The sequence below is a fragment of the Sulfuricurvum sp. genome (assembly GCF_023229695.1).
In the GTDB taxonomy this organism is placed as follows: domain Bacteria; phylum Campylobacterota; class Campylobacteria; order Campylobacterales; family Sulfurimonadaceae; genus Sulfuricurvum.
Genome location: NZ_JALNYS010000003.1, coordinates 89408 through 102743, shown reverse-complemented (window position 1 = coordinate 102743; position 13336 = coordinate 89408). Strand labels below are relative to the sequence as shown.

Annotated in this window: 14 protein-coding genes and 1 other RNA gene; 14 read left to right on the top strand and 1 reads right to left on the bottom strand. The window is 43.9% G+C overall.

Translation table 11 applies throughout. From position 1 onward, the window contains the following. Positions 1-11: 11 nt before the first annotated feature. The 8 genes from sucC (at position 12) to rnpB (ending at position 5740) form a co-directional block, all read left to right on the top strand. On the top strand, positions 12-1181 hold the full coding sequence (gene sucC / locus M0P91_RS02930) for an ADP-forming succinate--CoA ligase subunit beta (protein WP_295064270.1): 1170 nt from the start codon (positions 12-14) through the stop codon (positions 1179-1181). A gap of 3 nt (positions 1182-1184) precedes the next feature. Further along, positions 1185-2057 carry a succinate--CoA ligase subunit alpha gene (gene sucD / locus M0P91_RS02925; protein WP_295064269.1) on the top strand — a complete coding sequence of 291 codons (873 nt, stop codon included), beginning with the start codon at positions 1185-1187 and terminating at the stop codon, positions 2055-2057. Then, positions 2057-2338 (top strand): heavy-metal-associated domain-containing protein, encoded by a 282-nt coding sequence (locus M0P91_RS02920; protein WP_295064267.1) that lies wholly within the window; start codon positions 2057-2059, stop codon positions 2336-2338. Before sucD ends, M0P91_RS02920 begins: the two co-directional genes overlap by 1 nt. 23 nt (positions 2339-2361) lie before the next feature. After that, positions 2362-2679: a 4Fe-4S dicluster domain-containing protein gene (locus tag M0P91_RS02915; protein ID WP_295064264.1), complete on the top strand. Its 318-nt coding sequence runs from the start codon at positions 2362-2364 to the stop codon at positions 2677-2679. 11 nt (positions 2680-2690) lie between these two features. Next, positions 2691-3836 (top strand): 2-oxoglutarate synthase subunit alpha, encoded by a 1146-nt coding sequence (locus M0P91_RS02910; protein WP_295064261.1) that lies wholly within the window; start codon positions 2691-2693, stop codon positions 3834-3836. Continuing rightward, positions 3836-4693, top strand: coding sequence for a 2-oxoglutarate ferredoxin oxidoreductase subunit beta (locus M0P91_RS02905; protein WP_295064258.1), 858 nt, complete (start codon positions 3836-3838; stop codon positions 4691-4693). Before M0P91_RS02910 ends, M0P91_RS02905 begins: the two co-directional genes overlap by 1 nt. 11 nt (positions 4694-4704) lie before the next feature. Continuing rightward, a complete protein-coding gene (locus tag M0P91_RS02900; protein ID WP_295064256.1) occupies positions 4705-5271 on the top strand; it encodes a 2-oxoacid:acceptor oxidoreductase family protein in 567 nt (188 codons plus the stop codon). Positions 5272-5403: 132 nt separating this feature from the next. Continuing rightward, positions 5404-5740: RNase P RNA component class A (gene rnpB / locus M0P91_RS02895), an RNA gene on the top strand. Positions 5741-5805: 65 nt separating this feature from the next. Here rnpB and M0P91_RS02890 read toward each other — a convergent pair. Then, entirely contained in the window at positions 5806-7575 is a 1770-nt protein-coding gene (locus M0P91_RS02890; RefSeq protein ID WP_295064481.1) for a diguanylate cyclase, read from the bottom strand. Positions 7576-7931: 356 nt separating this feature from the next. On the opposite strand from M0P91_RS02890, the gene M0P91_RS02885 reads away from it, so the two are divergent. The 6 genes from M0P91_RS02885 to M0P91_RS02860 all read left to right on the top strand — a co-directional run bounded on the left by M0P91_RS02885 (position 7932) and on the right by M0P91_RS02860 (position 13333). Continuing rightward, positions 7932-9005 carry an HD domain-containing phosphohydrolase gene (locus M0P91_RS02885; protein ID WP_295064254.1) on the top strand — a complete coding sequence of 358 codons (1074 nt, stop codon included), beginning with the start codon at positions 7932-7934 and terminating at the stop codon, positions 9003-9005. Continuing rightward, a complete protein-coding gene (locus M0P91_RS02880; protein ID WP_295064251.1) occupies positions 9002-9976 on the top strand; it encodes a SpoIIE family protein phosphatase in 975 nt (324 codons plus the stop codon). The genes M0P91_RS02885 and M0P91_RS02880 overlap by 4 nt, the downstream gene beginning before the upstream one ends. Then, on the top strand, positions 9973-10773 hold the full coding sequence (locus M0P91_RS02875; RefSeq protein ID WP_295064248.1) for an STAS domain-containing protein: 801 nt from the start codon (positions 9973-9975) through the stop codon (positions 10771-10773). The genes M0P91_RS02880 and M0P91_RS02875 overlap by 4 nt, the downstream gene beginning before the upstream one ends. Continuing rightward, positions 10770-11534 (top strand): GGDEF domain-containing protein, encoded by a 765-nt coding sequence (locus M0P91_RS02870; protein ID WP_295064245.1) that lies wholly within the window; start codon positions 10770-10772, stop codon positions 11532-11534. The genes M0P91_RS02875 and M0P91_RS02870 overlap by 4 nt, the downstream gene beginning before the upstream one ends. A gap of 130 nt (positions 11535-11664) precedes the next feature. Then, a complete protein-coding gene (locus tag M0P91_RS02865; RefSeq protein ID WP_295064243.1) occupies positions 11665-12480 on the top strand; it encodes a transglutaminase family protein in 816 nt (271 codons plus the stop codon). After that, the gene (locus M0P91_RS02860; RefSeq protein WP_295064241.1) at positions 12467-13333 is read left to right on the top strand and encodes a transglutaminase family protein; all 867 of its coding nucleotides are present in this window, start codon (positions 12467-12469) and stop codon (positions 13331-13333) included. Before M0P91_RS02865 ends, M0P91_RS02860 begins: the two co-directional genes overlap by 14 nt. Positions 13334-13336 lie beyond the last annotated feature (3 nt).

The following is a 13336-nucleotide window of genomic DNA, read 5'->3' as shown; positions in this document are numbered from 1 at the left end:
CAGGAGGAATTATGAATATACATGAATATCAAGCGAAGCAGTTATTCAAAAAATATAATGTGCCCACTCCACGTGGCCACATTGCCCTAACACCCGATGAAGCTGTCAAAGCGGCACAAGAGTTAGGCGGCACGATTTGGGTTGTCAAAGCTCAAATTCATGCCGGTGGGCGCGGTTTGGGCGGCGGTGTCAAATTGGCCCGTTCAACCGAAGAAGTACGTGCTTTGGCTCATGAAATTCTAGGAATGCAATTGGTAACGCACCAAACCGGCCCGGAAGGTAAGCTGGTTCAAAAAGTATACATTGAAGAGGGTGCCGACATTGCCAAAGAGTACTATCTTGGCATTCTTCTCGATCGTGCGTCTGAAATGCCGGTGATGATGGCTTCTACGGAAGGGGGGATGGCGATCGAAGACGTTGCTCATGACAGCCCGGAAAAAATCATCAAAGTTTCAATCGATCCGTTGACCGGTTTTCAATCGTTTCATGGTCGTAAATTGGCCTTCGGTCTCGGTTTGCCGGTTGCAGAGATCAATACGTTCATTAAATTTGCATCGGCTTTGTACAAAGTGTACATGGACCATGATGCGGAGATGATCGAAATCAATCCGTTGATTAAAACGGGTGACGGTAAATTTTTGGCACTGGATGCAAAAATGGGCTTTGATAACAATGCCCTTTACCGTCAAAATGAAGTACATGAAATGCGTGATTTAAGTGAGGAAGAGCCTACCGAGATCGAAGCGGGTCAATACGGACTTAGCTACATCAAACTCGACGGTGATGTCGGTTGTATGGTAAACGGTGCCGGTCTTGCGATGGGTACAATGGATACGATCAACTACGAAGGGGGCCGTCCGGCAAACTTCCTCGACGTCGGCGGAAGTGCGAGTGCCGAAACGGTGGCGAAAGGATTCGAGATTATCTTGAAAGATCCGAACGTTAAAGCAATTTTTGTCAATATCTTCGGTGGAATCGTACGATGCGACCGTGTTGCGAACGGTATTTTGGATGCAACAAAACTTACAAAAGTAGACGTTCCGGTCATCGTTCGATTGGATGGTACCAATGCAGTCGAAGCGGCTGATATTCTTAACAATGCAGGTATTTCAAACATTATCGCTGCAACAGACCTTGCAGACGGTGCACGAAAAGCCGTTGCAGCAGCGAAAGGAGCATAATTAATGTCTATTTTGGTTAACAAAGATACAAAAGTAATCGTACAAGGTTTTACCGGTAAAGAGGGTACTTTCCATGCCGAACAGTGTTTGGCCTACGGTACCAAAATCGTCGGCGGCGTTACGCCGGGCAAGGGCGGTCAAGAGCATTTGGGACAGCCGGTATTTAATACGGTTGCCGACGCTGTCGCTTCTACCGGAGCAACGGTCTCTATGATTTTTGTTCCGCCCGCTTTCGTTTCCGATGCGGTTATGGAAGCGGCTGATGCGGGGATCACCCTTGCGGTAATCATTACCGAGGGTGCTCCGGTCAAAGATATGATGTACGCAAAGGCGTATGCTACGAAGAAAAACATGATGACCATCGGGCCGAACTGTCCGGGAATTATCACGGCTGATGAGTGCAAAATCGGTATCATGCCGGGTTTCATTTTCAAAAAAGGGAATATCGGACTGATCTCTAAATCAGGGACATTGACCTATGAGTCAGCCAATCAGGTTGTTAAAGAAGGTTTCGGTATTACGACGGCTGTCGGTATCGGCGGGGATCCGATCATCGGTTTGAGCTACAAACAGCTTTTACCAATGTTTGAAGCGGACCCGGAAACGCATGCGATCGTTATGATCGGCGAAATCGGCGGAGATCTTGAGATTCAGGCAGCTGCCTATATTAAAGAACATATCACGAAGCCGGTTGTTGCATTTATCGCCGGTCAAACAGCGCCTGCGGGCAAACGGATGGGGCATGCCGGTGCAATTATTTCCGGCGGTGCCGGTACGGCAGCAGAAAAGATGGCTGCTCTTGAAGCGGCCGGTGTAAAAGTGGTTGTTTCCCCGGCGGACATCGGTAAAGCGATCGCTGAGGTAATGAACAAATAATGACTGAGATCTTTGAGGTAGATAATATTCGTTGCGGCGGATGCGCCAATACGATTACAAAAGCCCTTGAAGAAGCCGGTTTCCAAGAGGTTAGTGTTGACACGACGTGCGAGCCTCGTACCGTAACCGCAACAATAGCGGACGAGGCGCAATTAGCACTTTTTAAGTCTATATTAATAAAACTCGGATATCCTCTAAGTCATTCGAATAGAGGGCTTGTTGAAAATACGATACTGAAGGCCAAGAGTTTTGTATCGTGTGCAACAGGCAAAATAAATTAGTTGAATTTATCAAAGGAGAAGAAATGTCAATAATTAAAGCGCCTGAAAATACTCCGGTGTGGGTTGATGAAGCAAGATGTAAAGCATGCGATATCTGTGTCTCTGTGTGTCCTGCCGGTGTACTTGCGATGAGACTGGAACCGACGTCAACATTGGGGGCAATGGTTGAAATTATTGCTCCTCACTCTTGTATCGGTTGTAACGAGTGCGAGCTTACCTGTCCTGACTTTGCTATTTATGTAGCCGACAAGTCAGAATTTAAATTCTCAAAACTTACGGATGAGTCAAAAGAGAGACAAGAAGCTATCAAGAAAAATAAATACATGAAGCTTAGCGCTTAAGGAGAGATAGTATGGAATTGAGAGAAATAATTTCAACCGGTAACGATTTGGCGGCTGAAGCTGCGGTAGACGCAGGATGTATGTTTTTCGGAGGGTATCCGATTACACCGTCATCTGAAGTTATGCATACCATTTCAGATCTTTTGCCTGAAGTTGGCGGAACATGTATTCAGATGGAAGACGAAATTGCAGGTATCGCTGCGGCAGTAGGTGCCGGTATGGCGGGTGTCAGAACAATGACCGCTACATCAGGTCCGGGAGTATCGCTTAAAGCAGAAAACCTTGGTTTGGCTCAAATGGCGGAAGTTCCTTTGGTACTGGTTAACGTTATGCGCGGCGGTCCATCAACAGGTCTTCCGACACGTGTATCCCAAGGTGACGTTCGTCAGGCACGTAACCCCTCTCACGGTGACTACCGTTCAATCACCCTGTGTGCGGGTAACCTTGCAGAGTGTTACACGGAAACAGTACGTGCGTTTAATCTTGCGGACCGTTTCATGCAGCCGGTTATCGTCCTTTTAGACGAAACGATCGGGCACATGCACGGTAAAGCGATGATCCCAACGGTTGAAGAGGTTAAAAAAGGGATCGTTCCTCGTAAAGTTTTTACGGGAGCACCGGAAGATTACCGTCCGTACGGTGTCGGTGATGATGAAGCAGCGGTTCTTAATCCGATGTTTCAAGGATACCGCTACCACTTTACAGGGCTTCACCATGACGGCAAAGGGTTCCCGACCGAAGAGATCGAAACGTGCCGTAAATTGATCCAGCGTCTTGAAGATAAAGTCATGATGCACACGGATGAATTGGAATTAAACGAAGAGTATATGTGTGACGATCTCGAAGAAAACGATGTATTGATCATCGCGTACGGTTCGGTATCGTTGGCTGCAAAAGAGTCGATCCGTCACCTTCGCGCAGCAGGGATCAAAGCGGGTCTTTTCCGCCCGATTACCCTTTGGCCAAGCCCGGCAACACGTATCAAACATTTCACGGACAAAGTGAAAAATGTCCTGTGTGTTGAGTTGAACATTCGTCAATACACCGAAGAAGTTGAGCGTGTTGCAAGCCGTCTCGATATTCACGGTTTGTACAAAGTGAACGGACGAGCTATCTCTCCGTATGAAATCGTTAACAAAGTGAAGGAGATCATCTAATGGCTTTCAATTATGACCAATATTTACGTTTAGAAAAAATGCCGACACTCTGGTGTTGGGGATGTGGTGACGGTGTTATCCTGAAAGCGGTTATCCGTGCAATCGAGACATGCGGATGGGATCAAAACGAAGTGTGTGTTGTTTCCGGTATCGGATGTTCAGGCCGTTTTTCATCGTATGTCGATTTTAACACGGTTCATACAACACACGGTCGTACGGTAGCGTTTGCAACCGGTATTAAATTGGCATTTCCTGACAAAAAAGTTATCTGTGTAGCGGGTGACGGCGATGCATTGGCAATCGGCGGTAATCATACGATTCACGCATGTCGCCGTAACATCGACATTAAATTTATTGTAATCAATAACTTTATTTACGGATTGACCAATTCACAAACGTCACCGACGACTCCGCAGGGTATGTGGACAGTGAGCCAAAAATCGGGGAATATCGACCCAACGTTCGATGCTTGTAACCTTGCAATCGCTTCGGGTGCTTCTTTCGTAGCGCGTGAGACGATGCTTGACCCGAAAAAATTGGAAAAAGTATTGGTAAAAGGGTTCCAGCACAACGGTTTTGCGTTTTTTGATATTATGTCAAACTGCCATATCAACCTTGGCCGTAAAAACAAAATGGCAAGCGCTATGGAAAACCTTGCATGGATCGACAGTATCACTACACCGTTGAAAAAATGGCAAGCGCTTTCGGATGAAGAAAAAATGAATAAATTCCCTACGGGTGTTTTGAAGCACGACGAAAACGCGAAAGAATATTGCGATATGTATAAAGACGTTCAGGCTTATCATCAAGGTAAGCGAAAAGCGATCACTCAAGACGATTTCGCGAAGAAAATTTAAGGAGATACACAATGGCTAGAACATTAATGAGATTTACAGGTGTTGGTGGACAAGGTGTACTTCTTGCGGGTGAAATTTTCGCTGCCGCAAAAATAAAAGAGGGGGGACACGGTCTCAAAACCGCAACCTATACATCACAAGTTCGCGGCGGACCGACCGTTGTTGATATCACTTTGGACGATGAAGAGATTTTCTATCCGTATGCAAATGACGGTGAGATCGATTTCATGCTCTCCGTTGCGCAAGCGAGCTATAACCTTTTCAAAAACGGTGTTTCTGAGGGCGGAACGATTGTTGTCGAACCAAATTTAGTTCATCCGACTGAGGAAGATCGCAAACGATGGAACATTGTTGAGATCCCCATTATTACCATTGCGAAAGATGAAATCGGAAACGTTATTACTCAATCCGTTGTAGCATTGTCAATTGCTAATACTTTTATGAAAGCGTTGGATGATGATTTGCTTCGCAGCGTCATGCTTTCAAAAGTACCTGCAAAAGTACACGATGTAAATAATAAAGCGTACGATTTGGGCAAAAAATATGCCCTTGAAGCACAAGCGGCAATGGCATCGTAATTCCCTTTTATTTTCCCGCTCTTGCGGGAAAACCTTTTCTTCTTTGATGGATCTTTCCCCTTTAGTATTTTCATAGTTAACGGTTTTACGGTGCAGATTAGTGATCTTAATAATAGATTGCGTATAATTGCATCAGGTACACAGGTGATAGCTTGAACAACAAATTCAAGAGGAAAGTCCGGGCTGCTGTAGGACACGGTTCCATCTAACGGATGGCCACGGTAACGTGAGGGACAGTGCAACAGAGAGTAGACCGCCTTGTTTGCAAAAGCAGGGTAAGGGTGAAACGGCGGGGTAAGAGCCCACCAGTCTTCTGAGTAATCAGAAGAGCTATGTAAACCCAACCGCGCAGCAAGAAACAGATGGTTAGCGTCCTACATCGCTATTGTTTCGCTAGAGGCCCTGAGTGATCAGGGCAGTAGATTAATTATCACTAATCCAGAACCCGGCTTATTGTGTACCTAACTTCTTAAATCCGTTGCAGTTTTTTTACGCATGCGCCTTAAATAAGATTGTGTGCTATCACTGTAACATTCACCCTACTACGATTCTATTTCGTCCTTTTTCTTTTGCACTATAGAGTAACCCATCAACGCGTTGCACCAACGTATCTTCAACCTCATTTTCACGCAGACTGCTGACTCCGAACGAACAGGTGATGTGTCCAACTGCATTAAAATTTTCACGTTCAATCGTTTTACGCAAATTTTCAGCGACTTGTGCTGCAAAAACCACCGCTGTTTTGGGAAGAAGGATGATAAATTCCTCTCCTCCCCATCGCGCGATCACATCGCTTTGCCGAAGCATATTTTTTACCAAAGCTGCAATCTGGCGTAATACGTCGTCTCCTGCCAGATGACCGAACACATCGTTCACTTTTTTAAAATGATCAATGTCAAAAAATATGACGCTTAAGGGAGTGTTTTCTCGCTGTGCAATATGTAAAGCGTGTTCAAAAAGTAGATCAAAATGGAGTCGGTTGGCAACATGGGTGAGGGCGTCGCTCGTTGATTGATTTAGCATCAATGAGATATTCGTAAAGATGGCAATTGCACGAAATTGTTTTTTATCCCCTACCTTGGATACATCAATTTTAAAAATTGTGGTTTTGCTACTTATTGTGATTTTGGCTTTATGCTCACGTTCAGGGTGGGATAAAACGTATTGAATCCATACCTGATCGTCCATTTTTGGCTGGAGATATTCATCCGTGTCCCCCTCTTCAAAAAAATCGCACACACAATTATGGTTATCTTTTAAAGCCTCAAAGCTTTTATATCCCAGAAAAACAAGCATAGCTTTGTTTGCGCTGATTAAGAATTCTCCATTGGTTACAATAGTAGGATTCGGTGAAACATCGAGAATTGATTTGACATAGGCTTTTTCATATGAGTTTTTACGGTACATCCACCCCATTATTAATAAAAAGATTACGGTAATAAATGCGAAAGAAAAAATCATGATTCCGTATTTAGCCCAGATGTCTTTTAACGTAAAGATTTCAGGCTTGTCATAGGGAGGGATTCGGAGTGCCTGAAACATTTCATGTATTTCACTGTACTCCAGCGGAGATGACCATCCTATGTCCCCCTCTTTAGATGTTTTGGTGTCAATATGACGCCGAAGTAATGCGATAACTACTTTATTGGAGAGTTCTTTGGGTGTGTGTATCAACCGTGCAATAGGCCATTCGGGGTAGAGTGCCGTTGAAAGAAGATAAGGAAATTCTTTTGATTTTTGAGAATGAATAATTTTGAATTCACTTAGATCAATACTCCCTTCGCGTGACATACTTTCCAAAACATCCGTACGGATAAATCCGGCATCGGCTTTTTCCGCAAGGACCTCTTTGATTACTTTATGATGGGGCATCCCGGTAAAATACATATGGGCATTCTCTGCATCCATTCCATACCGAAACAGTTCAAACCTCTGAGCTGCATAGCCTCCCAGAGATTCGGCATCAACCGCAGCTATGGTTTTCCCTTTGAGATCATCGATCGTATTGATATCAGAGCGTCCGCTTTGTGTAAAAATAACCCCCCCGAAACGATCAATCCATTGGCCGTTTTGAAAACGCATCATTGTTGCAATACGTGAAATATGATACTGCTTTTCGAGATATACGTAATGGCCGGAATTGGTGATGATAAAATCAAGTTGTTTGTTTCTGACCGCTTTATTGATTTCGGGGTAGTCCATCGGGAGAATTGTAAAAGTATATTGGGGCTCTATCTGATGTAGATAGCGTGCTGTCGCTCCCCACTCTTTTACTGTTTCGGCTTTGGAACGAAATGCTAAAATGCCGATTTTAACGTTTTCAGATGAAAACGCGGCAGTAACAAATATGAATAAAACTAATTATATATTAATAATCATATTAACTATTCCTTATAATCACTTATGATTACATGGTACAGTAAATAATTTAAAAAAAAGAAAAATACGGGTAATAAAATATGAGAAATAGCTGTGTGAGATTGGTAGAAACTAAAATGGTCTTATAGGGTGTTTTGTATCATTTTAATTCATATAAATAATAACACTTTTGCTGTATTTGGTAAAAATATTTTATATTTATCAAAGAGTCATAAGAGTATATTCATAAATATGTCGAATAATGTTGTAAGTAACTCGGATACAAAAATAGATGGGGTTAAATGGGCCATTCAAATGAAAAAAGCAATGAGGAGCAGATTGTAGATGCTTTAGTCGCTACGATAGAGTTACGCGATGCCTATACCAAGGGGCACTCTAAGCGGGTTGCCCATCTTGCAGCACAGATTGCGACAACATTAGGGCTTTCCGAACAGGAAATCGGAGATCTCTATTTTGGAGGGTTGGTGCACGATTTGGGGAAGATAGGGATTCCGGATGCGGTTTTACTCAAGCCGGAGCGTTTGAGTAAAACCGAATACGAGATGATTCAGCAACACAGTACCCTCTCGGGGGTCATCATCGACCGGATGGAGAGCTGGCGCCATCTGATTCCTCTCGTTCGGCACCATCATGAGCGAATGGACGGAAAAGGGTATCCTGATGGTCTTGCGGGTGAAGAGATCCCTTTGGGTGCCCGGATTTTAGCGATTGCCGATATCTATGATGCCTTAACGAGCCGCCGTGTGTATCGGGATAGAATGAGTGCCGAAAAAGCGGTTGAATTGATGAAAAGCATGGCGGAAGAGGGGCATATTGATCCGGTATTAACCGAAATATTTCTTGCTAATGTTGAGCGCTACACTATTGCTGAAGAGTCAGAAGGGATTTATTTACCCAATCTTGAAATTGCGCGGAACACCTTTTTTTATAAAGATCCGCTCACCTCGTTATTTAACCGCAATGCCCTTTTGGTTTTTATCAAAAAAGGGGTTGCGAAAGGACTGCGTATCTCGTTGCTAAAGTTTGACATTAAGGGATTCAAAGAGATCAATAGCCGTTTCGGTCTTTCGCACGGCGATAAGCTTTTGACCAAGATCGGAATATTACTGCAAGATTTTTCCCCCTCAGGCGAACTTATGGAGGTAAAAGAGGGGGATATCCGGGCATGTAGAACGATGGCAGACCGTTTTTTTCTCCTCTATTTCGGAAATGCCGTCGATTTTTTTGAATTTAAATCGAATACCATTTTAAATAAGCTTCGCACTGAGACCGGTGTAGAGATTAAGCAAAACATGATTATCAATAACTATCATGCCGATCAAGCCAATAGCCTGGAGTGGGGATATTTGCTTTGAAACGTCTGCGCCGTTTTTTGGTCACCAATAAAAGTGATATTATTTATGCAAAAATCGAAATCGGGCACTTTTTTTCCGATTCTCATGAAAGAGAGATCTATCTTTTCGCCGTTATGGAGTTGGGAAGCAATATTCTGAAACATGCTCAAAGCAACGGTGAATTGTGGCTTCTCGAAAAAGGGGGATTTCTCGCCTTGGCAGCGTGTGACCGCGGAATCGGGATCGGAAATACGGAACTTGCATTGCAAAAAGGGTACTCCACCTTTACCGAATCGTCGTTAGGGATCGGGTTGAGTTCCCTAAATTCGACAGACGGGTATCAATTGGAAATTGTTTCACTGAATAAAAAATCACTACACGGTACCGTTGTTTATTTTGGTAGAATCACTGCCGATGAACAGGTAGATTGGCTTTCCATACCGTTTGATGAAAATTATAATGGGGATTTTTCACTTCAAAAAGGGAGACTCATTGCCTTCGGGGATGTATCCGGTCATGGGTTGAAAGCAGCTGCGGCTGCTATGGTCATTATGGATTTTTTTAAACGCCATTGTCACTCTATGTTGACAATTGACGATTTTTTCAAATCGCTTCACCGCTATTTATTGGAACAAAATGCTCGAAGCTGTGATTTAATCGTCGGTGCTGTCGAACCGGACGAACTCCTATTTGCAGGGCTTGGGAATATGACCCTCTGGGAACCGTCCGAGAATAGCTACATTTCCCATTCGCTGCATGCCGGGAGTCTTGGAACCCATTACAGTCGATCGACACACGGTCGGTTTGAATTATCTGCTTCAGGTCCACTTTTGATTACCAGTGATGGAGTGCTTAAAGGATGTTTTGAAAACTTGAGTGCTACAATATTCGGAAGTCAGACCAATGCAGCAATGTGTGCTGTCTTATATTTTTGCGGGTCACTTTCGGATGATGCGTCGATCATTTATATTAAAAAGAAGGAAATAGCATGAATGAGCTTTTAAACCCGTTAGTCGATATCGTACGGCAGGAGAGAAGTGCACTGATAGAGGGGTGGATTGAGTATTTTTCCCCCGAAGAACGGGAGAGTGAAATGCGCTATTATGCCGATTTTCTGAGTTTCTTTGAGGAGTGTTTGCAAAGCGATCTTGATCCGATGAGTGATGAATCGGTTGCGCTGTCCAATTTTTTGAAAAAAGTAGCCGAAATACGGGGGGATGAACGTTTTTACAATTTTCGAAACTCGGTGTACACCTGCTATCTAAAATTCCCTTTGTTTAAAGCTCTCGATAAAAAAGGGGTATTTCATTACGAAATCGCTGCAAAAATGACTGCATTTTTCGAATCGCTGACGTCTCGTCTCATTTTTAATGTATTGCAGGAAAACAATCGGATTCAGCAGGCATCAACTGCAGAACTCTCTGAACGTGAAGCTCCGATTAGTGAAATCTGGAAAGGGATTTTACTTGTCTCTATTGTGGGGACACTCGATTCCAATCGGGTTATTCAAGTAATTGATAAAATTCTCGGGACCCTCGAACGTCTTGAATCCGAGCATGTTATTATCGATATCAATGCCATTTTCGATGTCAATACCGAAGTGGCCAATCAGCTGCGGAAGCTCTACAGTGCCATATCGATGATGGGTTCGCAAGCGTATTTAACCGGTATCAGTAAAAATATCGCCAAGGCGATGACCCATCTGGACCTTTCGATCGGGGAAGTTAAAACGTTCCGTTCCACCCGGCAGGCGGTAGAGTTTATTTTAAAAGGGACAACGGTTTCGTGAAATCGGTATGTTCTCAAACCCTCTCTTTTGATAAAAAAACGGGTAAGAGAGTTTCTCCGGATCCGCTTCAGGAAAATGATTCGTTGCCCTCATCATGGGATGAATTTATGTCGTTATACCAAATCAAACAGGGGATCAAGGCATGCCCGTTATGTGACATATTGTATGATGAACAACCGCATGTGATCATAGTCTACCCGGAAGAAGAGAGGATTGTCTGCCATTGCATTGCAGCATCGCGGTTGAAAAATCTACTTGAATTACCCGATATGAATTCTTTGTATGACCCCTTGACCGGTGCCTTACGCAAAGAACATGCGCAGATGGAAACCGAAAAAAATTTGCGTAATTTTGTCCAATTTTCCATACCGTTTTGCGTTATATTTATCGATTTGGACCATTTTAAAGCGGTAAACGATACGTATGGGCATTTAATCGGGGATCAAGTCCTCAGTGAAATATCGCAACGGATCAAAAATACGTTACGGGAAGAGGACTCTCTCATCCGTTACGGAGGAGAAGAATTTATTGCCATTCTTCAACACGCTTCTTTACCGGTCGGTTTAAAAGTAGCAGAGCGTATTATCGGATCCGTTAATGCTCTACCGATTACGGTTGAGGATAAAAAAATAACCATGAGCGTCAGTATCGGCATAACGACTCCTGAACGTTCCGATACGGGGAGTTCTTTAATCGAACGTGCCGATACTGCACTTTACAAAGCAAAACGAAACGGTAGAAACCGTATTGAATACCTTTAAAAGTGCAATGAAAGTTTAAAGTCTAATTCTGAATGGTTCTACTTTAGGGGAACAAGTTGATTTAGCGGTATTATGCTGTAAGATAATCGTTCGATCACTATTCTGTTTTACGAATCCAAAGGATTTTCCGATGTGGCTCCATACTAGCTGTGATTTGACATTCAACATTGAAGTACCGACCCCATTTGTCCTTATGCTTCGACCGCAAAGTGGAGTGCAGCAATGGATTGCTTTCGAAGAATACCGGATTGTCCCCACAATTCCCGTATTTGAATTCATCGATAATTATGGTAATTTCTGTCAGCGGCTTATTGCACCGCCGGGAGATTTTGCCATATTTACGGCCGCAGATGTGATGACATCCGATTATATAGATCAAGCACCGGGTGCGGAGTTCGTTGAGATTCAAAACCTTCCGAACAATGTGTTGTGTTACTTATTACCCAGTCGTTACTGTGAATCCGATAGTTTTAGCCAGATGGCGGGCGAAATTACGGCAGGAAAGAAATTAGGGTATGATCAGGTGAGTGCCATTGTAGAGTGGCTGCGTGCCCGAATCCGTTTTGAACCTAATCGTAACAATATGCCGGTCTCAGCAAAAGAGGTCAATGTTCGAGGATGGGGAGTTTGTCGTGATCTTTCGCACCTCGGTATCGCCTTGTGCCGTAGTCTCAGTATCCCGGCAAGGATGGTTGTTGGCTATCTTTATGAATTGGAACCGATGGATTTGCATGCCTGGTTTGAAGTCTATGTCGGAGAGCGCTGGTACACTTTTGATGCAACACAAGTAGAAATGAAGGGGGGATATGTAGCTCTTGGTTATGGCCGTGATGCCGCAGATGTTGCTGTTTATAACCAATTTGGGCCTGGATTGCAACCAATATCTCAACAGATTAACGTCGTGCAAATAAATCACCAAAGCAAGACTCCCCATGCAGCGCTATAAAATTATCCATCGCACTTACTATAATTATTCTACTAATGTAACGCTTGGTTCTCATAATCTGCTACTGCGTCCCAGAGAAGACTATGAACTTCGGATTGAGTCTTTTTCACTTAAGATCATACCCGATGCAACCCTCCTATGGCATCGAGATGTTGAAGGAAATTCAGTTGCCATTGCCAATTTTATTCTCCCTGCACGTCAGCTCGTGATTGAGAGTGAAGTGATCATTCAACAATACAATGAATCTCCTCTTGATTTTATGGTGAGTGGTTATGCATTGCGTTATCCCTTCAGCTATCAAGATGAAGAGAATATCTTACTCTCAGCCTACAAATCATTACCCGATCAGATGACCATCGATGTCGTCAATAAATGGATTGCCAAGTTTTGGCAATCGGGGGAATCCATTCAAACGTATACTCTCTTGCAACGGATTGCCGATTACATTTATAAGACACTTACCTATCGTGTGAGAGAAGAACCCGGGGTACAAAGTGCAATGGAAACACTTCGATGCGGTACCGGTTCCTGTCGTGACTTTGCTTTTCTCTTTATGCAGGCGGTACGATGTCTGGGACTTGCTTCACGTTTTGTAAGCGGATACCTTTATGCCCCGCTGATGGCTGAAATCGGCTCGACTCATGCATGGGCGGAGGTGTATCTACCGGGTGCGGGATGGAAAGGATTTGACCCTACAATCGGTAAGATTGTCGGAAGCGACCATATCGCCGTAGCGGTAGCCAGACTTCCCGAATCCATTCCGCCTATAGCCGGCTCATTTTCGGGGGATGCGCTTTCAACCCTTAGCGTGGGAGTATGGGTAAGCCAATGTTTAGGCTATGCAGTAGGATAACAC

Coding starts and splice junctions, on each gene's coding strand:
- sucC (WP_295064270.1), top strand. CDS start 12: ATGAATATACATGAATATCAAGCGAAGCAGTTATTCAAAAAATATAAT.
- sucD (WP_295064269.1), top strand. CDS start 1,185: ATGTCTATTTTGGTTAACAAAGATACAAAAGTAATCGTACAAGGTTTT.
- M0P91_RS02920 (WP_295064267.1), top strand. CDS start 2,057: ATGACTGAGATCTTTGAGGTAGATAATATTCGTTGCGGCGGATGCGCC.
- M0P91_RS02915 (WP_295064264.1), top strand. CDS start 2,362: ATGTCAATAATTAAAGCGCCTGAAAATACTCCGGTGTGGGTTGATGAA.
- M0P91_RS02910 (WP_295064261.1), top strand. CDS start 2,691: ATGGAATTGAGAGAAATAATTTCAACCGGTAACGATTTGGCGGCTGAA.
- M0P91_RS02905 (WP_295064258.1), top strand. CDS start 3,836: ATGGCTTTCAATTATGACCAATATTTACGTTTAGAAAAAATGCCGACA.
- M0P91_RS02900 (WP_295064256.1), top strand. CDS start 4,705: ATGGCTAGAACATTAATGAGATTTACAGGTGTTGGTGGACAAGGTGTA.
- M0P91_RS02885 (WP_295064254.1), top strand. CDS start 7,932: ATGGGCCATTCAAATGAAAAAAGCAATGAGGAGCAGATTGTAGATGCT.
- M0P91_RS02875 (WP_295064248.1), top strand. CDS start 9,973: ATGAATGAGCTTTTAAACCCGTTAGTCGATATCGTACGGCAGGAGAGA.
- M0P91_RS02865 (WP_295064243.1), top strand. CDS start 11,665: ATGTGGCTCCATACTAGCTGTGATTTGACATTCAACATTGAAGTACCG.
- M0P91_RS02860 (WP_295064241.1), top strand. CDS start 12,467: ATGCAGCGCTATAAAATTATCCATCGCACTTACTATAATTATTCTACT.